The sequence below is a fragment of the Streptomyces sp. NPDC058335 genome, from assembly GCF_042723915.1.
In the GTDB taxonomy this organism is placed as follows: Bacteria; Actinomycetota; Actinomycetes; order Streptomycetales; family Streptomycetaceae; genus Streptomyces.
Genome location: NZ_JBHXHX010000011.1, coordinates 16,445 through 38,556 on the forward strand (window position 1 = coordinate 16,445; position 22,112 = coordinate 38,556).

A 22,112-nucleotide genomic window follows, 5' to 3' on the forward strand; every position below is an offset into this window, starting at 1 on the left:
AGCAAGCTCCAAATCCCCCTCCCCGTCATTCAACAGCCGCTCGACGCTCTTGACGGCCAGGCTGTCGAGGTCGAGCAGCAACGTCGACACGGAGTCGTCACGCGCGCGTCGTTCCACCGGCGCCGGCTCGTGGGACGGCCCGCACAAGCCATCGCTTCTGGGTCAGAGGATCATGTCCTCGCCGGTGGCCCGGACCGTGATGTCGGAGATGGACACGCCCCACGGCTGGTCGATCGCGTAGATCACCTTCTCGGCGAGTTCCGTCGGCGTGGGCACCCAGTAACGCGGGTCGTCCGAGTCGCCGTACTCAGGGGACAAAGTGCCTGCGGCCGCCTCAGCTGTGCGCGCTTGGAACCGTGCCATGTTGTGGCCGATGATCCCGAGGAGGGCGTCGGGGTTGATGACCGAGTTCATGAGACCTGTGCCGGGTATGCCGGTCGGCCGGACGACGGTCACCTTGATCTTTCCCTGGGACTCGACGCGCAGGGACTCAGACAGGATGTTGACCGCCGCTTTGGTGGCGGAATAGACGCCGCTTCCCGCAGCCCCGGCGTTGCCGTAGATGGAGGAGATGTTGACAACGTGGCCCCTGCCTTGGTGCGTCATCTGGTCGAAGACCGAGGCGATGCCGTGGACGACGCCCTTGAAGTTGATGTCGATGCAGGCGTCCCAGGCGCGCCAGGCCTGCTCGTGATCCGCGAAGAAGGCGAGTGGCATGATCCCCGCGCAGTTGACCAGGACGTCGATGCTGCCGAACCGCTCGACGGCGAGCCGCGCGACGGCGTCTGTCTACTCCCTGTCGGTCACGTCCGTGAACTGGTGGACGAAGACGCCGCCGTCCTTCTCGATGGTGGTGGCGGTCTCCGCGAGCCCGTCGGTGTTGATTTCGGCGCCGACGACGTTCGCGCCGCTGGCCGCGGCGAGCTCGCTGATCAGGCGGCCGAAGCCGCTGCCGGCCCCGGTGACGAGAACCGTGCGGCCGGTGAGATGACTGTTCATGGGTGTCTCCGATGAGTGGGCGCACGCAGGCCTGGCGAAGCCGCCGGAGGCGGGCCGCCGCGCGTGTGCGGTGAGTCTGACGGCTCCCGGGCAGACGTTTAATACGCCGCCCGTGCTGCTCCCCGGGTGCGAGTCATCTGCCGCAGCTCGGTGCGCGCCGCCGACCCGAGCGGGCGTGCTCTCAGCACGGATGCCACCACAGCCGCACCGACAGGCGCAGCAGGCGGCGGCGCAGGGCGGTGGTGTCACAGGGTGGGGCGCGACGAGCGTGTTGTAGGTGGCGTTCCAGGCGTCTTGCGTCTGCACCGAGCCGTCGCGGGAGGCCTGGAAGGAGCAGGAGGAGCCGTGGTCGCGGTACTGATCGCTTCCATGGTCGTGGGCACCGAAGAGGGACACACCGACTACTTCCGCGCCGACAAGGCATGGCTGTACATCGTGATCCTGACCGTCGGCTACATGATCAGCCGTGGGCTGGCCAAGTCCGGCAGCCGCGACCCCTACGACGAGTCCCACTAACCCGGCGGGGAAAGGCAGCATCCGGTGTGCTGTACGCCGCGGCCCGACGTGTAGCGCCTGGCGGAGCGGATGAGCGCGCGTCGCGACCAGTACGTTGGTCGCGGCGCGCGCTTGGCCATGCCCCCGTGCCCTGCGGGAGGAAAGGCCGGGCCGTGCAGTGCTGGCCAACTGTTTGAGCCGCCCTGGTGAGCGAGGGGTTTCAGGCGGTGGCGCGGTTGCCTTGGCGGGCGGCGAGCGCGGCCTGGGCGCTGGGGTAGGCGGGCAGGAAGGTGTCCATTCCGGTGACGCTGAGCAGGCGGCTCAGCCGGTCGGGGATGGCCGCCAGGGTCAGGGAGCCGTCGGTGTCCTTGGCGCAGCGCCAGATGCCGACGAGGGCGCCCAGCCCTGAGGAGTCGCAGAAGGTGACGCCCGCCAGGTCGGCAACCAGGTCGGGGTGGCCGTTCGTGATGAGCTCGAGGGCGCGGGCCCGCACGGCGGGTGCGGCGGCGCTGTCGAATTCACCGGACAGTGCGATCACGGCCAGGGCGCCGTCGGTGTGCGGGACATCGATGTGGAGTGCGTCGGTCATGGGCGTCGGTTCTCCTGCCCGACAAAGACGTCGGCGGTCGGGGCTGCGGCGCTGTGAACGGTAGTGGTGATACCGGCGGGAGCGGCATCGCGGGTGGGGACGGACAGGGCCAGCAGCGCCACGTCGTCGCGTTCGGTGTCGGGGAGGGTGTCCAGGAGTGCGACGGTGTCGTCGATCAGGGCGCCGGCACTGACCGGCGCCGGCCGCCGGGCCAGGAAGTCGAGCAGGCCCGTGTCGGCGAGCATGTGGCCATCGGCGGTGCGGGCCTCGGTCAGCCCGTCGGTGTACAGCAGCAGTCCCTGGCCGGGTGCCAAGTGCAGCGTGCGTGAGGCGAAGGAGGCCTCGGCGAACGCGCCGACCAGCATCCCGCCCTTGGCGCGGACCGCCTCGACCCGTACACCGCCTTCCTCAATGGGGCTCAGGTGGTAGGCGGGCGGATGGCCGCCGGTGGCCAGCGTGACCGTGAAACCGCCATCCCGGGCGGGATCGAGCAGGCCGAAGATGGCGGTGCAGAAACGCGTCCCCACCGCGGCGTCCAGCAGCAGCGCCGTGTTCAGGGCATTCAGCGCGGCCGTGGGGTCTGCGTCGACGAGGGCTGCGGCCCGCAGCGTGTAGCGGGTCAGTGAGGTGACCGAGGCGGCTTCGGCGCCCTTGCCGCACACATCGCCCAGGAAGAACGCCCACCGGCCTCCGCCGACGGGGAAGACATCGTAGAAGTCGCCGCCCACTTCCTGCGGGGAGGCGGTCTTGTAGTGGCAGGCCAGCTCCAGGCCCGGTACCGCGGGCAACGCGGGAGGCACCAGGGTGCGCTGCAGGGTGGAGGCAAACGCGGCGATGGCCGCCTTGTCCCGCTCCGCCCGCTGCCGGGCCTCTTCCTCCGCCTGGCGCTTCTCCTGCTCGACCCTGCGGCGCTCCTGCTCGGCGCGCACCACGCGCAACGCCGACAGCCGCAGCTCCAGCTGGTCACGCACCACCGCGGCCAGGTCTGTGAGGGTGGCGGCATCGGCCTCGCTGATCTCGCGGGGGCGGGTGTCAAGGACGTTGACCGTGCCCAGGCGGTGCCCGTCGGCGGTGATGATCGGAGCGGCGGCGTAGAACCGCACCCCCATCGGGCCGGCGACCAGCGGGTTGGAACAGGCGACCGGGTCCAGCAGGGTGTCGGGGATGACAGTGGTGTCATCCGTCAGGACCGCCGAGGCGCACAGCCCCGGATCCCGGCCGATCTCGCTGACACCCTCCAGCCCGTGCGCGGCCTTGAACCAGATCCGGTCCTCATCCACGATCGTCACCGTCGCCACCGGCACCTCGAACAGCCGCGCCGCCAGCGCCGCGACTCGGTCGTAGGCCCCGTCCGGAGGGGTATCGAGAATGTCGTAACGGCGTACCGCCGCCATCCGCGCCGCCTCGACCGACACGGCCAAAGGCCCGCTCGGTGCTATCGCAGGCAGGATCGCTTGCTCCGGCATGTCCCTCGTCTGGCTCATCCCCCCAGGAAGGCACCGACCAGACAGCCAGCACTCCGGAACCCTACCGAACGCGGCCGGGGCACCCGATGTTCGGACCGCGGCAGGACGCCGCGCGACTCGGTGTGCGCAGAGTTGAGTTCGGTTGGAGGGCGCGGCTCGGTCGGATCCGCTCGCCGCAGTTGATCGAGGTCCGCTTCGGCACCTCGCGGGCGCGGGGCCGAACAATGTCACGGAAAGAGTGAGCATGAAGGCGGGGGAAGGGGGTATGCGCGGCAGTGGCAAGTCGAGGTGGGCCGGTGTCGGCATGGCCGACAAGGGGAGGGACACATGGTCACGGATACGGCAGTGACGACGGCGGATGCGAAGTGCGCTGAGCTGCCGGAGGTGGCCGACCCCTCGAGGGTCGCTCCGAAGGATGCTCGTGAGCTCACCCGCCTGTTCTTCCAGCAGCTGGACCGGCTGGAGGAGGGCACGCCGCAGTACCAGTACGCGCGCAACACGCTGATCGAGATGAACATCTCCCTGGTCCGCTACGCGGCCTCCCGTTTCCGCAGCCGGGACCAGGAGGAGATGGAGGACATCGTCCAGGTCGGCGTGATCGGCCTGATCAAGGCCATCGACCGGTTCGAGCTCTCCCGCGAGGTGGAGTTCACCTCGTTCTCCATCCCCTACATCGTGGGAGAGATCAAGCGGTTCTTCCGGGACACCACCTGGGCCGTGCACGTTCCGCGCCGCCTGCAGGAGGCCCGCGTCCAGCTGGCCCGCGCCACCGAGGAACTGAGCAGCCGCCTGGGCCGCACCCCGACCGTCGCGGAGCTGGCCCAGCTGATGAACCTCGAGGAGAAGGAGGTCATCGAGGCGCGACTGGCCTCCAACGGCTACCGGTCCTCCTCCCTCGACGCCGCCATAGGCAACAGCGAGGACGGCGAGAGCGCCCTGTCCGACTTCATCGGCAACGAAGACGGCGCGCTGGAACTGGTGGAGGACTTCCACGCCCTCGCCCCCATGATCGCCGACCTCGACGAGCGCTCACGCAAGATCCTGCACTGGCGGTTCGTGGAAGAACTGACCCAGGCCCAGATCGGCGAACGGCTCGGCGTCTCCCAGATGCACGTCTCCCGGCTGCTGTCACGCACCCTGGCCCAACTGCGCGAGGGCATGCTCACCACCCACTGACACCGCAACCTCGCAACGGCACCTCGCGGCCCCGGTGAACCCGTACACCACGCACGCCACCACCCTGTGTGCGCGGTCGGTTTGGAGCGGCCCGCTCAGGCCGTTCTCCACTCGTGTGGGCGGCCTCCGCGCCATTCCACCCACCGCGGATCGTCCAACACTGCCTCGGGTTCGTCGACGCCCGCCGCTTGAAGGAACACCACCAAGTCGTGGTCGCTGAAAGCGGTGCCGAGGATCTCGTCCCGGCCGTGCGAGTGCACGGTGACACTCCGGCCACCGGTACGGGAGGGCTGGTGTACGACGATCGGCGCGCTCATCACGCCTCCCAGCGTGCTCCCGGCAGGGCCGTGCGGCGAGTCGGCTGCCCGCTCAGGAGGGTGCCGGACCCGTCGAAGCGGCGCGGGGCTCCGGGACTCGAGTCCTACATCGCCCCGCCCGCCGGCGTTCGAACTGCCCCACGCTCTGAGGGCAACACGGGTGTCGATCCCGCGGCCCAGGGTCACGCAAGCAGCCTGACCCGCACCTCACCGCTCGCGTGGTCCACCTGCACGGGATGACCGGCTTGCGTGAGGATCGCCAGCAGCGCCGACCGCAGAGCTGCACGAATGCCCTCGAACTCGGTATCCTCCCGGCCCGCAGGATCTAACTCGCTGCCGGGCACCCATCCCACCAGCACCGAGTCCGTATCCCTCCGCACCCGCAGGCCGGGGCTGCCCTCATCACCAGCCGACGCCACGTCAAAGCCAGCACAGGCCAACGTCCCGCACACATCAGCGAGCAGCTTCTCTACGGCATCAGCGGTCACCGCCGAAGCCTATCCACACACATCCTGACGGTTTCGGGCACAGGTGCTTCACGCACGGAAGAAGGAGAGCCGACCGCTGGTCTTCTGCGCTGCCTGTGCCGTCCAGCTTCTGGTGCTCGCGCTCGCCGTGGCGCGCGAACGCCGATCGCCCGGCGCCTGCAGTGGGGGCCCGTGAGCTGGAGCGCCGGCCAGATTGGCGGTGGTCCTTCCTCGTACGGGCCCAATACCGCATCGGCGTCAGCGGGCGCCGTGACGGTCACAGCGACCGCGAAGGTGGCGAAGATCGTGTGGCAGATGGGCGACGGAACGGCCGTGACGTGTGCCGGCCCCGGTACGCCCTACAGCGCGGCTGCGGGTAAGACGGACTCCCCGACCTGCGGTCACACCTGCACCCGCACCTCCACCGACCAGCCAGCGGGCCGCTACCGGGTGACCGCGACCTCCACGTGGAGCATCGGCTGGCAGATCACCACCGGTGGCGGCGGGCAAGCCGGCCAGCTGACCGAAACCCGCCAGACACAGATCCAGGTTCCTCTCGCGGAGCTCCAGGTCCTCAACTGACATGCAGGCACAGGTCCTCGCCGGGGGCGGTTGCGGGCACGCCGCAGCCGGCGCATTCGACGAGCGCCCGGTAGGTCAGGGCCTCGGTCACCGTGCGGCCGGCAGAAGCCGTGGACGACCGCCCGGCCGATGGCCGCCCCTGTGGCTCGTCTTCCATCACGTCGCCGCGGTGGTGAGAGCCGTCCAGGGTGGCGGGCGGCGGGTAGGCCTGAGCAGCCCGCAGACGGGCGGCGACGATCGCACCGACCGAGGTGCGCACCGGTTGCGGCAACGGCCGGCCGGTGATGACGCGACGCAACTGCTCGGTACTCCAGCCGGCCTCCAGCATCACGGTCGCCACGCGGCCCTGATCAGTCAGAGCCTTCCCGGTCAACAGCAGCTCGGGACGGCTCGCCCCGATCTCCAGCAGCAGCCGGATACCGGCGTGTATCTCGTCGGCCGGAGGCTGCAGCGTCGGCGATGCTGTCGCGTGCGAGGGGGCCGTCCGTGCGTTCGTGCGCGCGGCGTCGCCGCGGTCGCACGGACGGAGGGGGTTGGTCTTCTTAACGATGGTGTTCTTAAGACAGTGGACCGGATCCGTGGGATCGCCCATCGCGTCCACTGTGCCCACACGGCTGTGATCGCACGGCCGCTGTGGCCACTGCCGTCAGACGCCGGAACCTTGCAGCTAGCGACATCACCGAACCGCACGAAGACCTCGTCCAGTCCACGCGTCGGAGACCGAACAATGCAGCTAAACCCAGCACGTTCCTGCGACACGGCCACCACCGTCACCAGAGCCCCATCGATTAAGAGCCGATCGTCCTTGGCAATGTCCACGCCATCCCCTCCCCCGGCCTTGCGGCCCCGCCCCCAGACGGCGACGCCACCCCACCGAAGCGCCTGTCGATCAACCTATCTGACTACGTCTCAGGCGAGGATGATATTGGAAGGAACGCTGATCTTTTGATCACATTTAGAGCTCGCTCCGCGTCCATCGCCTCCGGAGCATGTCCGTAGTACCGCTGGGACCTGCCCTTTCCGGACAGGGTGGGGGAGAACGCGCTGCGGTCCGACTTCCTGGGATCCCCGCCGACGCGTCCCGCAAGCCGTGTCGGCACTGTTGCGCGGCTCCCCATCCGCTGCGGGAAACTCAGAAGAATCGTCGCGACACCCGCGCCCATCCCCGGATGCGGAACACCCCCGCGTCGGCGGGGAGAACGCGCCGCGGTTCGACTTCCTGGGACCCCGTCCGGGACACCTCGCGGACGCGGGTTTTCTATAGCCGACGCCGTCACCATAGGCGGGCCGCCGTTCTCCCCTCCGACGCGGGGGTGCTCCGGCGTTCTGCGCGAGTTCGTCGCCACGTCCCCGCAGCCGGCCAGAGCATCCACGCGGGCAAGAAGATCGTGGCCTGGGGTGCAACGGAGCACCGGCACCGCCGTCTCCATCCCGGGGGTCCGCCGTGAACTTCGGGCCGAAAGCTGTGGACCCGGCCGGAAACTTCGCGCGCCCCTCTGGCCCTGTCGTTCTGGGCTCGCTTGAGGCCGAACCCAACCGTTGGAGGCCTCATTGGCGAACACTCCCCCAGTCACAGGGACGGCGTAGTCCTCGGTCTCTCGCGTCGGCAGGGCTCTACGATGGCCCGGTGACCGAGACGCTGCCCCCAGTGGGTATTGACCTCTTCGACGTCGAACGGGTTCAGCTCGCGGAGGTGGCAGCGCCTGCGCTGTCACCCGAAGACGAAGCGGCCAGAGACCGTGTGTGGGACAAGGCAGCCCAGACCAACCCGGCCCTCTTCGACGGTCCGGTGGTGGCATGTGTGGGACTGGAGTGGGCCGGGCCGCGCATCCTGAGTCTCTCCTGGGCGCGGGTTACCTACCGGCACTTTGCCCTGCGCCGGGTTCCGGGCGCCACCGCGCTGCCGTCACTGTTCGTGAACGTCATCCAGCCGACCGACGACGGCCGCGTACCAGCGGTGAGGATGTCACCGTCCACGGCCGCCCCAGGCCGCTGGCAGTTGCCCGGAGGTTCCCTGGAACCGCCTCAAGACGGCGAAACTCTGAATGAAGCCGCGCTGGTCGGCCAGGCGGCACGGGAACTGGTCGAGGAAATGGGCATCAGCACGCCTCCCGACGCAATGCGGCTGTGGGCGGTTACCCGTGGTGAGAACCGCAGTATCGGCCTGACCTACCTTGCCCCGGCCCTGCCGGAGTCGGCGCTGCGCGCGAGGTTCGTCTCGGTGGCGCGTGCGGAGCGCGCCGAGGGTCGTGAACCCGAACTCGACGAGATCGCACTTGTGCGCTCCCCGGACGAGCTGGCCGCCCTGGAAGGTCCGCACGCGGACTACCTGGAGCCGGTCGTCCGCCGGTACACGCGACAGGCACCGCTGCGGCACGACGTGTGACTCACCCGCCGAGGAGGAAGTCGCGGGCGCGTTCGTCGAGTTCGGCCGCGCACCGTAGGCCGCGGGCCCGGAAGCGGGCGAGGTCGCCCCTCATGCGGCGGACGGCCTTGCGGGTGCGGACGGAGCGGACGCCGTCCATGTGGTCGATCGCTCGGTGCCAGGTGGCGCACGCCTGCTCAATGCCGCCGCGCTTGAGGTGCATCTCGGCGCCCGCGACCAGGTCGAGGGCGACGATCCGGGCGTAGGTCCCGGCAGGGCGGGCAGTGGCGGCGAGAGTGTACTGCTGGGCCGCGGCCCGGTGATCACCCAGAGTTTCGTGGACCTTGGCAGTGCGGGAGTACACCGAGGCTGCCGGCGGGCCCCAGGTAAGGGCCCAGAACTAGACCTCGTCGCCGGGGGCGGCAGTCAGCAGGGTGCGGGCCCGTTCGGCCTCGGCGAGGGCGTGACGGCGTTTGCCGAGCTTGGCCAGCGTGTGTGCGTGGACCACGCGGAACAGCGCTTCGGTTTCGGCGTCGACCCGCCCCTTGGCCAGGTTCAGGCCCGTTTCGGCGAGACCCTGGCAGTGCTCGGGGCGGTGGAGTCTGAGGCCCTGCATAGCCATGGTGCGCATCACGAACCCGTCCTGTCCGGAGATGCCGGATTCGACGGCCAGCGCGTAGGACTGGAGATAGTAACGCTGGGCAAGTCCTTGCTGGCCGGCGTCGTAGCTCTTCCAGCCCAGGAGGTGCACACCGCGGCTGGCAGCCGAAAGCATCTGCCGGCGGACCTCCTCGGTATGGAAGCGGGCCCTGCACAGCGGGGCGACGTCGTCCCGGAGATAGGTGACCAGGGCGCTGCGGCCGTGCTGTCCACCGTGGCGCTCGTCCATCTCGGAGAAGGCGCGGATCATGTCGCGTACAGCGGCGACCTCGGCCATGCCGACGGTGTGGCCGGTATGGGCCGCAGCGGTGCGGGCGGCGATCTCGTGGACGTGGGTAAGGGGCAGGGCGGCGGCGGCCACAGAGTACGCGGAGGCCGTCAGGAAGCGGCGGCGGTCCAATTCGTACCTCCACATCGGCATCAGTGCGTCCAGCGGATCGTTCCCGAGGGACAGCCCGATGGTGTCATCCTCCGAGGCGGCGGGGAGGCCGAGATCGGCGGGGGTCAGGAGGCGGCCCAGCCGCCGGGACAGGGCGACAGCAAGGTAGCGGCCGGTGTCCCCCCTGGGGATGGCTCCAGCGATCCAGTGCTCAACGGCGCTCTTGTTCGTCTGTAAGGCAGCGCCGCATTCGGCCGCGACCGCCCGCACCGCCTTGGCTAAGCCTTCGTAGGTGAGGCCCGATTCGGCGACGAGGTCACGGAGCAGTTGGTTTGGTGTGCGGGTGGGCATGAGCCACCTCCCCGTATATACGCGATATACCGCTTGGCCTGCCCGTCACCGTACCGCCGCAAGCCCGCTGCAGGTTGACTCTTCATCAGGCCAGGACGGGCGTTCGGCAGAGCTGAGGCCCTCGCCCTGACGGTCTGCGGACGGCGCCCGCTCCGGATCTACTTCTGCGCCCCTTCTGCGATGAACGCACGGCTACCCCCTTGGGAGGGATCTCCTTGGATGAGCGGCGAGTGCAGTGGATCAACGACGAGGCGACAGCTCTGCTTGCCGCTGAGCGCGACCGGGTTCCGGTGGCCTCGCTGACCGAGCGCTGGCCCGGACTGTCCCTGGACGATGCCTACCGAGTCCAGGCGGCGGCGGTTGCCCGGCGGATCGCGGGCGGGGCCCGCGTCATCGGGCACAAGGCAGGTGTGACGTCCAGGGCCATGCAGGAGCAGATGGGGGTCGCCGAGCCGGATTCCGGCGTTCTCCTGGACTACATGCTGCTCCCCAGCGGCAGCAGCCTGGCCCGTGGCGCACTTATGCAGCCGCGGGTGGAGGCGGAGATCGCCTTTCGGCTCGGCCGCGACTTGGCGGGCCCGGACATCGATCTGGAAGCCGCCCAAAGGGCCGTGGCCGGGGTATGTCTCGCTCTGGAAGTGATCGACACCAGGTTCACCAGCTGGCGGATCACCGTGGCGGACAGTATCGCGGACAATGCATCCTGCGCACGCGTCGTCACCGGCCCAGTGATCCCGTTGGACCCGGACCTGGACCTGGCCGCCGAGTCGCTGGTTGTGAGCGTGGACGGCAGGGCGGTGGCCACGGGCGAGGGCCGGGCGGTGCTCGGAGACCCGTTCCGTGCACTGGTGTGGCTCGTGCACCGGCTGGCCCGCTTCGACGCCGGCCTCAAGGCCGGGGAGCTGGCCCTGGCCGGGGCTGTGCACGCCAGCCTTCCCCTGGACGTGGCATCGACGCTACGGGCTCACTCGCCGCATCTGCCCCCGTTGGAACTCCTCGTCGTCTGACCCCGGCCGAGGGCCGCGGAACCGCCATCACGCACGTCATCCATGAAGAAGGGACAGCCCATGGCTGCTGGCGAACGAGGCACGAACGTCGCGGTGCTCGGTGCAGGACTGATCGGGATCGACCTGGCCGACAAGATCCAGCGCTCGACGAGCCTGGACCTGCGTCTGGTGGTGGGCCGCCACCGGGAGAGCCTGGGGCTTGCGCGGGCGGCCGAGATGGGGTGCGCGACATCCTCCGGCGGAATCGCCGCCCTGCTGGAGTCCGGCCCCTTCCATGTGGTCTTCGACGCCTCGAACGCCGACAGCCATGCCGATCACTGGACGGCCCTGAGCAAGACCGGCACGACGCTCATCGACCTCACCCCCACGCAGCTCGGAACCGTCGTCGTGCCCACCGTCAACGGAAGCCAGGCGGCTGCGCATCGGCACATCAACCTGGTCAGCTGTGGTGGCCAGGCGGCCATCCCGGTTCTGCACGCCGTGGCCCAGCACTGCACCCCGGCGTATATCGAGGTGGTGTCCACCGGGGCAAGCGCAAGTGCCGGCCGGGCCACCCGGCTCAACCTCGATCAGTACATCGCCACCACTGAGGCCGCGATCCGTTCCTTCACCGGCACGCGCGAGGTGAAGGTGATGGTCAATCTCAGTCCCGCGCGGCCGGCACCGCCGTTCCGGGTGGTCATGACCGTGCTGGCGCCCGACCTGCGACCCGGCCCGGTCGGCGCCGCCGTCACGTCCGCCGCCGAAGAAGTCCGGGCCTTCGCACCCGGGTTCACGGTGGCCTCCGCCACGGTGCAGGACGGCCGGATCTCGGTTGCGGTGGAGGTGACTGCCACCGGCGGCCGCATTCCCAGGTACGCCGGAAACCTCGACATCATCAACGGCGCCGCCCTGCTGCTCGCCGAGCAGCACGCCGCCGCCTTATCTCGGTGAAGGAACCTCTCATGGACGTATCCACCAGCGGCCGGCGGCCCCAGGTGCTGATCCACGACCCCACCCTGCGCGACGGCCACCATGCAGTGGGCCACCAGCTCGACACTGATCAACTGCACGCGTACGCCGAAGCGGCCAACGCCGCCGGGGTGCCAGTGGTCGAGGTCGGCCACGGCAACGGCCTCGGTGCCAGCAGCCTCCAGATCGGGCGTGCGAAACTCCCCGACGCCTCCATGCTGAAGGTCGTCCGCGAAGCCCTCACCCACTCCCGGATGGGCGTCTTCATGGCACCCGGCTGGGGCACCGCCGACGACCTGCGCGCCGCCGTGGCCCATGGAGCGGACGTGGTGCGGATCGCCGCCCACTGCACTGAGGCCGATGTGACAGAACGTCACCTCGGTATCGTGCGCGACCTCGGGTCCGAGGCCCAGGGCGTCCTGCTCATGAGCCACATGGCAAGCCCCGGCCAGCTGGCCGATCAGTGCGCCCAACTAGCCAAGTTCGGCGCACAGGCTGTGGGCATCATGGACTCAGCCGGCCACTACCTCCCGGCCGACGTGATCGAGCGCATCCATGCCATCGCCGGGGCGGTCGACGTGCCGGTGATCTTCCACGGCCACAACAACCTCTCCCTGGCCGTGGCAAACTCCATCGCCGCGATCGAGGCCGGAGCCCGCATCATCGACGCCACCGCCCGGGGCTTCGGCGCCGGAGCCGGGAACACCCAGCTCGAAGTCCTCGTGGCCCTCCTGGAACGCCAGGGTCTCGACACCGGGATCGGGCTGCGCGAGGTCCTGCACGCAGCCGACGTCGCAGAAGCACAGCTGATGGAGACCCAGCCGGCCATCGACTCGGTCAGCCTCGTCAGCGGCCTGGCCGGGGTGTTCTCCGGCTTCAAGAAACCGGTGCTGGAGGCCGCCCGGCGTGAGGGCATCGACCCGCTCGATCTGTTCCTCGCGCTCGGCGAACGGCAGGTGGTCGCGGGCCAGGAGGACCTCATCGCCGACGTGGCCCGACAGAGGAAAAGGGCCTCATGAGCGCGCACGGCCCAGCCGGGCCGGACGAGCGGGCCGCCGTCCTGTGCAGTATCGGGGCAGCGCTGCCGGAGACGGTCGTCACCAACGCCGACCTCACCGCAAGGCTGGACACGACGCACGAGTGGATTCGCTCCCGGACCGGCATCGCCCAGCGGCACGTCGCCGGCACCGACCTGACCACTGGGGACCTGGCGGTCCGAGCAGCGAGGAAAGCCCTGGCCCGCTCCTCATCCGTACCGGTACAGGCGATCGGTGCTGCCCCGCCACCGCCCCCGCCGTGGCGGCTCAGCTCGGCCTGGGTGGCATCGCGGCGTTCGATCTCTCGGCGGGCTGTACCGGCTTCCTCTACGCCCTGGCAACGGCGGCCGGGCTCATCGCTGCCGCCACGGTGGAGGCGGTCGTGGTCATCGGCGTGGACCGGTTAGCCGCGCTCCCCGACCCCGACGACCGAACAACCGTCCCCCTGTTCGGCGACGGGGCAGGCGCCGTAGTCCTGCGGCGGGGCACTGCGGCGGAACGCGGGGCGCTTGGACCGGTACTGCTCGGCAGCGACGGCAGCCATTCCGACCTGATCCGGGCCCGGCACCCCGGCGCCTTGCGGATGGAAGGCGCGGAAGTCTTCCGTCACGCCGTCGACCGCATGTCCGCTGCCTCCCGCAAGGCCGCAGCCGCGGCCGGCTGGGCCCTGGACGACGTCGACCGCCTCGTACCACACCAGGCCAACGCCCGGATCACAGGCTTCACCGCCCGCCGGCTCGGCATCCCCGACGACCGCCGGCTCCACAACGTGGAGCACGTCGGGAACACCGGCGCCGCATCCATCCCCCTTCTCCTGGCGCAGGCCGCCACCGACGGCCGCATCACAACGGGCCACCGCCTCCTGCTCACTGCGTTCGGCGCCGGGCTGACCTGGGGCGCCACCACCGTCATCTGGCCCGACCTGAACCGCTGACCAGCCCACCGAAAGGGACTCCTGATGACCGGTGATCTCGCAGCCATCCTGCGCGAGGACCTCAAGCTCCCCGCGAACGGACTGACCCCGGACGCGAGCCTCGACAACGCGGGCTTCGACTCGCTCGCCATCGTCGAGCTGTCCGTCCTGCTCAACGACCGCTATGGCATCGCCATCGACGAAGCCGAGATCAAGAACGCCTCCACCCTTCACCAGCTCGACCTCCTCATCCAGCGCAAGCGCGACGAAAGGTGAGCACCTTCATGGAACCCAACAGCAGCCGCGGACGGGCATGGATCATCACCCCGGGGCTGCGGCGCGAACGGTTCGCCGCCGCGCGCAGCTCCGGCGCCGGGGTCGCCCTCGTCGACATCGAGGACTCCGTCGCCATGCAGGACAAGCAGCTCGCCCGCACCACGGCGGAGCAGTTCTTCGAGCGCCCCGGCGCCCCGTGCACGCTGGGTGTCCGCATGAACTCGCCCCTGACGCTGGAGGGGGCCAAGGACCTCGTGGCCATGGCCGCTTACACGGCCAAGCCCGACCTCGTCCTGGTCCCCAAGACCGAATCCGCCCGCGACATCGAGCTCGTGGCCGGCGTCCTGGACGACGAGGGCTACACCCCCGACATCTGGGCCCTGATCGAGACCCCCCGAGCTTTCGACAGGCTTCCGGCGATCCTGAGGGCACCCCGGCTGGGCGGCGTGGTCTTCGGATCGGCTGACTACGCAGCGACCGTCCGCTGCGGTCTGGGCTGGGACGCTCTGGTCTACGCCCGCTCCGCCCTGATCAACGCCGCGACCGCGGCCAAAATCCCCGCCGTCGACGCGCCGGTCTACGAACTCGATTCCCCCGATGCGCTGCGCCGCGAAGCTGAGAAGGCCAAGGAGCTCGGCTTCTACGGCAAGGGTGCCGTCCACCCCCGGCAGGCCACCATCATCAACGAGGTCTTCACCCCCTCCGGGGACGAGATCGCCCACGCGCGGGCGATCGTCGCCGCCGGCGTAAAGAGCGGCAACGGTGTGACGTCCGTGAACGGACAGATGATCGGCACTCCCTTCTTCGCCGCCGCGCGGGCCCTCCTGGCCGAAGTGGACGGGACTCCGTGAACGATGCCCTCCCGCACGGATACCGCCGCATCGCCCAGGGCCGCATCCGGGAGAACGTCGGCCTCGGCTATGACGAGCTCCCCGTCGGCCTGGTCATCGAGCACCGGCCAGGACGAACCCTCACCGAGCTCGACAACCTGCTGGGCACCGCACTGAGTGGCAACCCGGCACCCATCCACAGCGACGCCCACTACAGCAGTCAGACCGAATGGGGCCGCATCCTCGTGTGCGGCGGCGTCACGCTGAACCTCGTGGCAGGCATGACCGTCCGCAGCACCAGCGGGATGACCGTCGCCAACCTCGGCCTCGACGAGGTCCGGTTCGAAGCTCCCGTCTTTGTCGGCGACACCCTGTATGCGCAGACGGAAGTCGTCTCCCGCAGACTCGCCAAGAGCCGACCCGGCACCGGGATCGTCACGTGCCGCACCTGCGGCCACAACCAGACGGACACACGCGTGCTGACCTTCACCCGGACCTTCCTCGTCCCCACCGACCTCGACTCCGTCCGGGAAGCCACCAACTACTAGGAGGCGATCATGAGCGAACTGACCTTCGCCCCGGCCGACGAAGCCCTATGGCAGCAGTACGACAGGCTGGCCACCCGCAGCTACGGCCATCAGGTCGGCGACATCACCGACCTCCGCGAGCACGCCGACCTCCAGGTCTCGATCCGCGACGGCCAGGTCGTCGCCGGGGGCCTCGGCTTCGTCGTCGACCAGTTCTTCGGCGGCTCCCCGGTACCCAGCGCCTGCCTCGGCGCCGGTTGTGTAGCCCCGGAGGAACGCGGCCAACACCTGGCCGCTCGCATGACGGCCGAGCGGCTGCGACCCCTTCGCGAGCGGGGTGCGGTAATCTCCGCGACCTCCACATCCTCGAACGGCTACGCCCGCCGACTCGGCTGGGAGGCCCCGGTGCAGGTCTTCGCCTGGACCGTCGCCACTGACGACCTCAAGAGGTCGTTCACCGGCGAGAATCTCGAGATCGAACACGGCCTGACCGAAGACGCCCAGGCGCTCCAGCGGAACCTCGCCCGCCAGTGGAACGGCCCCGTACTCCGGCCCACCTGGTGGTCCACCTGGAAGGAGAACAAGAGCGCCCTGACCACCTACCGCTTCCACAGTCCCGGCCACCCCACAGCCGGAGTCCTGTCGCTGGCCACCAGACGGCGCGAGCGCCACGGCATGAGCCTCGTCGTCCACGACTTCTGGGCCGCCACTCAGCCGACCGCCGCGGCCATGCTCGCCTTCCTCGGCCGCCACAACACCCGTGCCGAAACCATCGAATTCCGTCGCGGAGCCCTGCCGCCCTACCCCACCCTGCTGCACAACCTCCACCGCTTCCGGCCCATCGCCGAGTCCTGGCACCCCTGGATGCTGCGCATCCTCGACGTCCCCGAGGCCGTCCGGCTCCGTGGCTGGCCCACCGACCTCACCACCGCTGTACCAATCGAGATCGAGAACGAGAGCGGCACCTCCTGGGACCGCTGGATATTCCAGATGGAGGCTGGAAATGCCGAGATCACACCCACCCATGCCGAAGGACAGGTCACCTTCACCCGGCGCCAGCTCGCGGTCTGGTACGCCGGTGGCTACCGGTCCGCCACCTCGGCCCGCATGGCCGGGGTCCGTGCCGTGTCAGACAGGGCTCTCGCTTCCCTCGTGCGCAGCACGGCAGACCTCGAACCCTGGCTGCCTGACCACTTCTAGAAATTGGGGCCACCAACTCCAGACGCGTCGCTGGCCCTGGGCGTGACACCGCGCCGCCTGGACGAACTCGGCTTCGGGCCACACCAATGCCGGAGCGCGCGTGCATGCGCCGGCCAGCGCCAGTGGGGGCCTGCTGGAGGTCCCCGAGCCCTACCCGCTGAGGCTCCTACGCGAGTGGTAAGTCACGCGGGGCGGTTTCCGTCCGGTGAGCATGGCCCGTATGCGGTGGGCCCGAACGAATGCCTCGTGCAGCGGTGGCCGCACCCCCTGTGAGACCCGCCGAGGCCGCCTGTTGCTTGTGATACTTCATGCCTGTGACCAGTGAGAATCCCCGTTTCATGACATCAGTTGCCCCGCCAGCCAGGCGGCAGCTGGGGGCCGATCACCGGGATCGTGCACGGTGCCGGAGTGCGAGCGCGCACGACGCCTTGGAGGAGGTGCGCCGGGGTGTCCAATGAATTCCATCCGAGTCGATGCCGTGTTCCAGCGCCGTGCGGAGTCTCCGGACGGCTCAGCGGGCGCAGAAGGTTGCTGGTGCGGGCCTCGGGCGACGCCGCACCAACCGCCTCGCGCCGTGGGGCTGCCCCACCCACCTGGTGGTCGCCCGGAAGAGTGAAAGTGTGGAGTCATGCCTCTCATGCAGCCATTCGCTTCCGACTGGGATCGTCCGGCCTCACAGAACCTCGAACAGTGGAACTGGCTCGCGGTCGAGATAGCCGAGATCCGTCGATGCGCCGAGGCAGGCGACCAAGCACACGACCGCCTTGCCCTCATCCTCCTCGACCATCTTGTCGAGGTGATCATCAGCCGCGAGGTCAACGCCCAACTGGCCTTCCAGCTCCCCGACAGCACCATCGAGGAGATGCGGGAATTCCGTGACAGCGGGGGGCAACTCGATGGGCGTCTGAGTCAGCTGATCCACCAGCATGTAGGCCCGGACCGACGGGCAAAGATGGACAACCATCTGGACCAGAAGACCAAGTTTCTGAAGCAAAGGGACGTGCTGACAGACCACGAACGCGATGTACTCGACCGGCTGCACGAATACCGCAACGCGGCCTACCACCGTGACACCCTGGAACCGGACCTCATCTCAGACCTCGTACTGGCCTACCGGGTGCTGGCGGACGAACTCTTCAGCCGGCACAAACCGATCGCCTGGACCATGGCGTCGTCGGACCCCGCCCCCATCGTGACGCCACAACAGCTTCGCGGCCGCCTGACCGAAGGCGTCGACATCGATCTCACATCGATGGCCCGCCGGTTCCACGACCACGCTGCGAAGCGAGTCCAGGCTGTCTCCACGGCCGTCGCTTTCGCCCAACAACTCCTCGACTCCAGGAGTTCCAGTGAAACGGACGCGGCACCCCCGGATGACGACATGGCCCACATGCTCACCGGCCTCGGCGACACAGCCAAACACCTGGCGCCCTGGACGAGGCAGGCAGAGGGGTTGAAGTCCAAGACCTCGTCAATCACCGGCCTCATGGTCCCCTTCCTCAACCTGGACCGAGCCCTGAGCCGTATCGAACCGTCTGTCAAGCGCCTCCACATGATCCTGGACTGGTGGGAACAGCGTCGGATCGACGACCTCAGAGGCAAGTAGCGCCACGCTAGGAGCAGATCCTTGCGAGCGATGCCGACCTCGCGGGCGGGCTTGACAATGATGCCAGCGGCCTCGAGGTACACCAACACCGGTGGCCGCAGGGGCGAGCCGCAGCCGCTCCGAAACTGGACTCCACGAGACATGGACACCGCCCTGTAATGGATCAACCACCCCACCAAGACCACTCAATGCAGAGGAAGACTCGTCGAACCTGAGCACCACCCGGGGAAACTGACCACAGCTGGCCAACGCCTACTCCACCTGACCAAGCGCCAGCTCAGCACACAGTCCCAGCCGGCCGCCCAACCGAATGGCTGAAGGGGACTGTAAATCGTTCGGTGTAACTCCCGATCATGGAAGATGCATCGATGACCAGCAACAACATGCCTGAGGCCGAGTCCGTCGAGCCGTCTGAAGCGGCGCCAGCGAAGTCTGTGGACGACCAGCTGATCGACGAGCTGGTGGGCCGGGCTCAGGCCGAGGGCCTTCAGCTGACCGGCGAGGGCGGGCTGCTCCAGCAGCTGACCAAGCGGCTTCTGGAGTCCGCTCTCGAGGGCGAGATCACCGACCATCTCGGCTATGGCAAGCATGATCCGGCCGGGAAGAACGGCGACAACTCACGCAACGGCACCCGTGCCAAGACCGTGCTCACCGACGTCGGCCCGGTCGAGATAGCCGTTCCCCGCGACCGGGAAGGCAGCTTCGAGCCGAGGATCGTCAAGAAGCGGCAGAAACGCCTGACCGGCGTCGACGAGATGGTCATCTCGCTCGCTGCGAAGGGCTTGACGACCGGTGAGGTCCAGGCTCACCTGGCGGAAGTCTATGGAGCCGACGTATCCCGCCAGACGATCTCCACGATCACCGACAAGGTCCTGGACGGCATGGCCGAGTGGCAGAACCGGCCGCTCGACGCCGTCTATCCGGTGGTCTTCATCGACGCGATCCACGTGAAGATCCGCGACGGCGCCGTCGCCAACCGTCCCATCTACGTGGCCCTGGCCGTCACCGTTGAGGGCCGGCGGGAGATCCTCGGGCTGTGGGCCGGCGACGGCGGTGAGGGCGCCAAGCACTGGATGCACATCCTCACCGAGATCAAGAACCGCGGCGTGAACGACGTGCTGATGCTGGTCTGCGACGGGCTCAAGGGCCTGCCCGAGGCGGTCGAGACGGTCTGGCCAAAGACGATCGTGCAGACCTGCGTGGTGCACCTGCTGCGGAACTCCTTCCGCTATGCCGCCCGGACTGGGACAAGATCGCCAAGCTTTTGAAGCCCGTCTATACGGCGCCGACCCAGGAGGCCACCCTGGACAGGTTCGCCGAGTTCGCCGACGCCTGAGGCAGGAAATACCCGGCGATCGTGAAGCTGTGGGAGAACGCCTGGGAGGAGTTCACTCCATACCTGCGGTTCGACACCGAGATCCGTCGCATCGTCTGCACGACGAACGCGATCGAGCCGGTCAACGTCCGTATCCGCCGGGCGGTCAAGGCCCGCGGGCACTTCCCGAACGAGCAGGCCGCGTTGAAGCGCGTCTACATGGCGATCATGTCGCTCGACCCCACGGGCAAGGGCCAGGCTCGCTGGACCATGCGCTGGAAGGCCGCGCTGAACGCCTTCTACATCACCTTCGACGGCCGCCTTTCCACAACCCGTCAGTAACCGTCAACCCCGTTACACCGCTCGTTTGACAGACCCCGCCCACCTGGGGAAACGGGCTGTGTGCCATACAGGAGCAGCCGGGACCGGCGCTCTGACGCGGCGCAGCGCGGCGACGGTCGGGTCCGCCGGCGGATCGGCGGGCGGCGGGGGTGGTGCGGTGCGGATGTCGCGGACGGCCTGGCGGACCACGGCGCGGACGGTGGGCTCATTGAGGCCAGGCCGCTGTGAGCGGGCGTGGCGAGGCGACGTGTGATCAACTCCGCGACGCCGCTGCTGTGGCCGGAGACGGCGATCAGGGGCGCTGGGACAGGCCGTAGTCGATCGCGGCCGCGGCGGCCGGGTCGGTGTCTCGCATGCGGGACGGATCGAGGCCCGCGGCTACGGCGTCGTGTAGCGCGGGCGACGTCGAGCAGCCGGTACGGCCTGGGCGCGGCTGTCGGTTGTCGAGAAAGCTCTTCTCTGCGCTCGCCAGTTGAGTGCCCCCGCTCACAGGAGCGGACGTGAGAGCGGAGGCAGCATCTGCCATCTGGGGGAATTGGAGGCCCAGAAGTGTGCTGCGGTGGCGTGTTGCTCGGGCGGCATCCAGTGTTGAGTGTGCCGTATTTCGTGACACGAGGAGGTCTCATGTCTGCTGCGATCGTCGAGTTCATGGAGGACCTGGCGACGGATGTCGCCAGGCAGCGCACGTTCCGTCAGTCACCGGAGCGGTACTTGGCCCATACGCGGCTGTCGGAACAGGAGCGCCAGGCAGTGTTGTCAGGCCAGGTGCAGCAGGTGCGGTCGATGCTGGCGGATCACAGCAAGACGAAGGAAGGGTCCGCCGCCCTCGTCCTGTACGCGCTGGCTTAAGCAAGGGCACTAGTTGAGGAAGGGTCGGTGGCCCGGTGGCCAGTAGGGCGGAACTCGTTGTCGTCGGTACTGGGTACCGGGCTATCGGCGATCTGACGCTGGAGGCGAAGGCGTGCATCGAGCAGGCGGATTTGGTGTTGTGCCTGATCGGTGACCCGATGGTCACCGGCTTTCTGGAGCGGTTGAACCCGTCGGTGCGCACCCTCGATGGCTTCTACGCACCCGGTAAGCCACGCCCTGAGTCCTACGAAGAGATGGTCCAGGACATCCTGGCCGAGGTGCACCGGGACCAGTTGGTGTGCTGCGCGCTGTACGGGCACCCAGGGGTGTTCGCCTATGTCGGGCATGAGGCCGTGCGCCGGGCCAGGCTTCAGGGGGTGCCCGCGCGAATGCTCGCGGGTTCCTCGGCGGAGGACTGGCTTTTCGCCGATCTGGGACTGGATCCTGGGACCTGCGGGTGCCAAAGCTTCGAGGCGAGCGACTTTCTCCTGCGCCGACGGGTTTTCGATCCGGCCAGCCTGCTGGTGCTGTGGCAGGTCGGCGTCATCGGTATGCGTGACCGCGACCCGGACTTCGACCATCGCCCCGGCGCGGCGCTGCTAGCAGAGCGGCTGACGGCGTCCTACGGCGGTGATCACCAGGTGACGGTGTACGAGGCGTCCCCGTACGTGGTGACACCGCCGCGGATCAGCCCGGTGCCGCTTGCCAAGCTGTCCGATGTGCAGATGTCGGCCAGTTCCACGTTGGTGGTGCCGCCGCTGCCTGCCCGCCCTGTGGACCCCGAGGTGGCGGCTCGGCTGCGCGCAGCATGCGGGTAGGCAGCCGACGGGCCTCACGTGGGCGCGGGCAGTCCGAAGTAGTCCTTGCGCAGCAGGCCGTACAGGCAGATATCCCGCCAGGTGCCGTCGCGGAACGCGGCGCCGCGCGCCACCCCTTCGCACACGAAGCCGGCCTTTTCAAGGCCAGCACGCACAGGGGCGTTGTCGATGTCGACATGCCACTCCAGCCGATTCGCCTGGGTGTGCGCAAACAGGTAATCGACGAGCCACCAGTTCGCCCGCACAGCGCATCGCTTGCGGCGCATTTCCGGGAGGATGCAGAGCCCCAGGTTCCAGGCATGAGAGGTGTTGTTGTAGGCCACCTTGCGCCAGGTGGCCAGCCCCACCGGCTCGTCCTGCTCGATCACAGCCAGCACGGTGAGGTCGTCGCTCTGCAGCCCCGTTTGCGCCCAGAGTTCGCGCAGGCCGCTCCGGAAGCCTGTCCACGCGTACGGACCGAGGAACTCAGGGTCCCGGGCCAGCCGGTCCAGCAGGTACAAGTCGTTCTCACTCAGCGGCCTGCAGTTCACCTTCTCACCCATATCCAGACCGTAACGGCGTCCTGTACGGGAACGTCGCAACGATGAACGGTTGG

The 22,112-nt window shown here is 68.7% G+C and carries 20 protein-coding genes and 4 pseudogenes; 16 read left to right on the top strand and 8 right to left on the bottom strand.

Going from position 1 to position 22,112, the window contains the following annotated elements; translation table 11 throughout:
- Positions 1–162 precede the first annotated feature (162 nt).
- Positions 163–999 (bottom strand): annotated as a pseudogene (locus ACFWJX_RS22095) (SDR family oxidoreductase).
- 345 nt (positions 1,000–1,344) lie between these two features.
- Here ACFWJX_RS22095 and ACFWJX_RS22100 point away from each other — a divergent pair.
- Entirely contained in the window at positions 1,345–1,515 is a 171-nt protein-coding gene (locus ACFWJX_RS22100; protein WP_383245775.1) for a hypothetical protein, read from the top strand.
- 199 nt (positions 1,516–1,714) lie between these two features.
- Here the strand turns inward: ACFWJX_RS22100 and ACFWJX_RS22105 are convergent, their stop codons facing one another.
- Together ACFWJX_RS22105 and ACFWJX_RS22110 are read right to left on the bottom strand one after the other, a co-directional pair.
- The gene (locus ACFWJX_RS22105; RefSeq protein WP_383245778.1) at positions 1,715–2,083 is read right to left on the bottom strand and encodes an STAS domain-containing protein; all 369 of its coding nucleotides are present in this window, start codon (positions 2,081–2,083) and stop codon (positions 1,715–1,717) included.
- The gene (locus ACFWJX_RS22110; protein ID WP_383245781.1) at positions 2,080–3,477 is read right to left on the bottom strand and encodes a PP2C family protein-serine/threonine phosphatase; all 1,398 of its coding nucleotides are present in this window, start codon (positions 3,475–3,477) and stop codon (positions 2,080–2,082) included. Before ACFWJX_RS22110 ends, ACFWJX_RS22105 begins: the two co-directional genes overlap by 4 nt.
- A 399-nt stretch (positions 3,478–3,876) precedes the next feature.
- Between ACFWJX_RS22110 and ACFWJX_RS22115 the strand changes: the two genes are divergently transcribed.
- Positions 3,877–4,725: an RNA polymerase sigma factor SigF gene (locus tag ACFWJX_RS22115; RefSeq protein ID WP_383245782.1), complete on the top strand. Its 849-nt coding sequence runs from the start codon at positions 3,877–3,879 to the stop codon at positions 4,723–4,725.
- A gap of 499 nt (positions 4,726–5,224) precedes the next feature.
- Here ACFWJX_RS22115 and ACFWJX_RS22120 read toward each other — a convergent pair whose 3' ends face one another.
- Positions 5,225–5,530 carry a hypothetical protein gene (locus ACFWJX_RS22120; RefSeq protein ID WP_383245785.1) on the bottom strand — a complete coding sequence of 102 codons (306 nt, stop codon included), beginning with the start codon at positions 5,528–5,530 and terminating at the stop codon, positions 5,225–5,227.
- 249 nt (positions 5,531–5,779) lie between these two features.
- On the opposite strand from ACFWJX_RS22120, the gene ACFWJX_RS22125 reads away from it, so the two are divergent.
- A complete protein-coding gene (locus ACFWJX_RS22125) occupies positions 5,780–6,091 on the top strand; it encodes a hypothetical protein (protein ID WP_383245788.1) in 312 nt (103 codons plus the stop codon).
- A gap of 7 nt (positions 6,092–6,098) precedes the next feature.
- Here ACFWJX_RS22125 and ACFWJX_RS22130 read toward each other — a convergent pair.
- Positions 6,099–6,650: pseudogene (locus ACFWJX_RS22130) on the bottom strand (hypothetical protein); the annotation flags it as partial.
- A 1,068-nt stretch (positions 6,651–7,718) separates the two neighbouring features.
- Here ACFWJX_RS22130 and ACFWJX_RS22135 point away from each other — a divergent pair.
- Positions 7,719–8,477 carry an NUDIX hydrolase gene (locus ACFWJX_RS22135; protein ID WP_383245791.1) on the top strand — a complete coding sequence of 253 codons (759 nt, stop codon included), beginning with the start codon at positions 7,719–7,721 and terminating at the stop codon, positions 8,475–8,477.
- Position 8,478: 1 nt separating this feature from the next.
- On the opposite strand, the gene ACFWJX_RS22140 is transcribed toward ACFWJX_RS22135, so the two are convergent.
- Both ACFWJX_RS22140 and ACFWJX_RS22145 read right to left on the bottom strand, forming a co-directional pair.
- Positions 8,479–8,820: a hypothetical protein gene (locus tag ACFWJX_RS22140; RefSeq protein WP_383245794.1), complete on the bottom strand. Its 342-nt coding sequence runs from the start codon at positions 8,818–8,820 to the stop codon at positions 8,479–8,481.
- 36 nt (positions 8,821–8,856) lie between these two features.
- Positions 8,857–9,846, bottom strand: a complete 990-nt coding sequence (locus ACFWJX_RS22145) for a hypothetical protein (RefSeq protein WP_383245797.1) — start codon at positions 9,844–9,846, stop codon at positions 8,857–8,859.
- 230 nt (positions 9,847–10,076) lie between these two features.
- Here ACFWJX_RS22145 and ACFWJX_RS22150 point away from each other — a divergent pair, with 230 nt between their 5' ends.
- From ACFWJX_RS22150 to ACFWJX_RS22205, 12 genes and pseudogenes are all read left to right on the top strand, one after another.
- Complete coding sequence (locus ACFWJX_RS22150; RefSeq protein WP_383245800.1) at positions 10,077–10,853, top strand: 2-keto-4-pentenoate hydratase; 777 nt, start codon at positions 10,077–10,079, stop codon at positions 10,851–10,853.
- A gap of 60 nt (positions 10,854–10,913) precedes the next feature.
- On the top strand, positions 10,914–11,786 hold the full coding sequence (locus tag ACFWJX_RS22155) for an acetylating acetaldehyde dehydrogenase (RefSeq protein ID WP_383245803.1): 873 nt from the start codon (positions 10,914–10,916) through the stop codon (positions 11,784–11,786).
- Between the two features lie 11 nt (positions 11,787–11,797).
- Entirely contained in the window at positions 11,798–12,823 is a 1,026-nt protein-coding gene (gene dmpG, locus ACFWJX_RS22160) for a 4-hydroxy-2-oxovalerate aldolase (RefSeq protein ID WP_383245806.1), read from the top strand.
- Positions 12,820–13,775, top strand: a pseudogene (locus ACFWJX_RS22165) (beta-ketoacyl-ACP synthase 3). Before dmpG ends, ACFWJX_RS22165 begins: the two are co-directional and overlap by 4 nt.
- Positions 13,776–13,799: 24 nt before the next feature.
- Complete coding sequence (locus ACFWJX_RS22170; RefSeq protein ID WP_383245809.1) at positions 13,800–14,030, top strand: acyl carrier protein; 231 nt, start codon at positions 13,800–13,802, stop codon at positions 14,028–14,030.
- A gap of 8 nt (positions 14,031–14,038) precedes the next feature.
- Entirely contained in the window at positions 14,039–14,881 is an 843-nt protein-coding gene (locus ACFWJX_RS22175) for an HpcH/HpaI aldolase/citrate lyase family protein (RefSeq protein ID WP_383245810.1), read from the top strand.
- Positions 14,878–15,408, top strand: a complete 531-nt coding sequence (locus tag ACFWJX_RS22180) for a MaoC family dehydratase (protein WP_383245813.1) — start codon at positions 14,878–14,880, stop codon at positions 15,406–15,408. Before ACFWJX_RS22175 ends, ACFWJX_RS22180 begins: the two co-directional genes overlap by 4 nt.
- A gap of 9 nt (positions 15,409–15,417) precedes the next feature.
- Positions 15,418–16,587 carry an enhanced intracellular survival protein Eis gene (gene eis / locus ACFWJX_RS22185; RefSeq protein WP_383245816.1) on the top strand — a complete coding sequence of 390 codons (1,170 nt, stop codon included), beginning with the start codon at positions 15,418–15,420 and terminating at the stop codon, positions 16,585–16,587.
- A 637-nt stretch (positions 16,588–17,224) separates the two neighbouring features.
- Positions 17,225–18,193 (top strand): hypothetical protein, encoded by a 969-nt coding sequence (locus tag ACFWJX_RS22190; RefSeq protein ID WP_383245819.1) that lies wholly within the window; start codon positions 17,225–17,227, stop codon positions 18,191–18,193.
- 368 nt (positions 18,194–18,561) lie between these two features.
- Positions 18,562–19,850, top strand: a pseudogene (locus ACFWJX_RS22195) (IS256 family transposase).
- A gap of 624 nt (positions 19,851–20,474) precedes the next feature.
- Positions 20,475–20,699: a hypothetical protein gene (locus ACFWJX_RS22200; RefSeq protein WP_383245822.1), complete on the top strand. Its 225-nt coding sequence runs from the start codon at positions 20,475–20,477 to the stop codon at positions 20,697–20,699.
- A gap of 35 nt (positions 20,700–20,734) precedes the next feature.
- Positions 20,735–21,517, top strand: coding sequence for an SAM-dependent methyltransferase (locus ACFWJX_RS22205; RefSeq protein ID WP_383245825.1), 783 nt, complete (start codon positions 20,735–20,737; stop codon positions 21,515–21,517).
- Between the two features lie 14 nt (positions 21,518–21,531).
- Here ACFWJX_RS22205 and ACFWJX_RS22210 read toward each other — a convergent pair whose 3' ends face one another.
- Positions 21,532–22,059 (bottom strand): GNAT family N-acetyltransferase, encoded by a 528-nt coding sequence (locus ACFWJX_RS22210; protein ID WP_383245828.1) that lies wholly within the window; start codon positions 22,057–22,059, stop codon positions 21,532–21,534.
- Positions 22,060–22,112: the final 53 nt, after the last annotated feature.

What these genes read in the sequence shown, in the direction of transcription:
- ACFWJX_RS22105 (WP_383245778.1), bottom strand. Translation starts at nt 2,083, where the DNA reads ATGACCGACGCACTCCACATCGATGTCCCGCACACCGACGGCGCCCTG.
- ACFWJX_RS22110 (WP_383245781.1), bottom strand. Translation starts at nt 3,477, where the DNA reads ATGGCGGCGGTACGCCGTTACGACATTCTCGATACCCCTCCGGACGGG.
- ACFWJX_RS22115 (WP_383245782.1), top strand. Translation starts at nt 3,877, where the DNA reads ATGGTCACGGATACGGCAGTGACGACGGCGGATGCGAAGTGCGCTGAG.
- ACFWJX_RS22145 (WP_383245797.1), bottom strand. Translation starts at nt 9,846, where the DNA reads ATGCCCACCCGCACACCAAACCAACTGCTCCGTGACCTCGTCGCCGAA.
- ACFWJX_RS22155 (WP_383245803.1), top strand. Translation starts at nt 10,914, where the DNA reads ATGGCTGCTGGCGAACGAGGCACGAACGTCGCGGTGCTCGGTGCAGGA.
- dmpG (WP_383245806.1), top strand. Translation starts at nt 11,798, where the DNA reads ATGGACGTATCCACCAGCGGCCGGCGGCCCCAGGTGCTGATCCACGAC.
- ACFWJX_RS22170 (WP_383245809.1), top strand. Translation starts at nt 13,800, where the DNA reads ATGACCGGTGATCTCGCAGCCATCCTGCGCGAGGACCTCAAGCTCCCC.
- ACFWJX_RS22175 (WP_383245810.1), top strand. Translation starts at nt 14,039, where the DNA reads ATGGAACCCAACAGCAGCCGCGGACGGGCATGGATCATCACCCCGGGG.
- eis (WP_383245816.1), top strand. Translation starts at nt 15,418, where the DNA reads ATGAGCGAACTGACCTTCGCCCCGGCCGACGAAGCCCTATGGCAGCAG.
- ACFWJX_RS22190 (WP_383245819.1), top strand. Translation starts at nt 17,225, where the DNA reads ATGCAGCCATTCGCTTCCGACTGGGATCGTCCGGCCTCACAGAACCTC.
- ACFWJX_RS22200 (WP_383245822.1), top strand. Translation starts at nt 20,475, where the DNA reads ATGTCTGCTGCGATCGTCGAGTTCATGGAGGACCTGGCGACGGATGTC.
- ACFWJX_RS22210 (WP_383245828.1), bottom strand. Translation starts at nt 22,059, where the DNA reads ATGGGTGAGAAGGTGAACTGCAGGCCGCTGAGTGAGAACGACTTGTAC.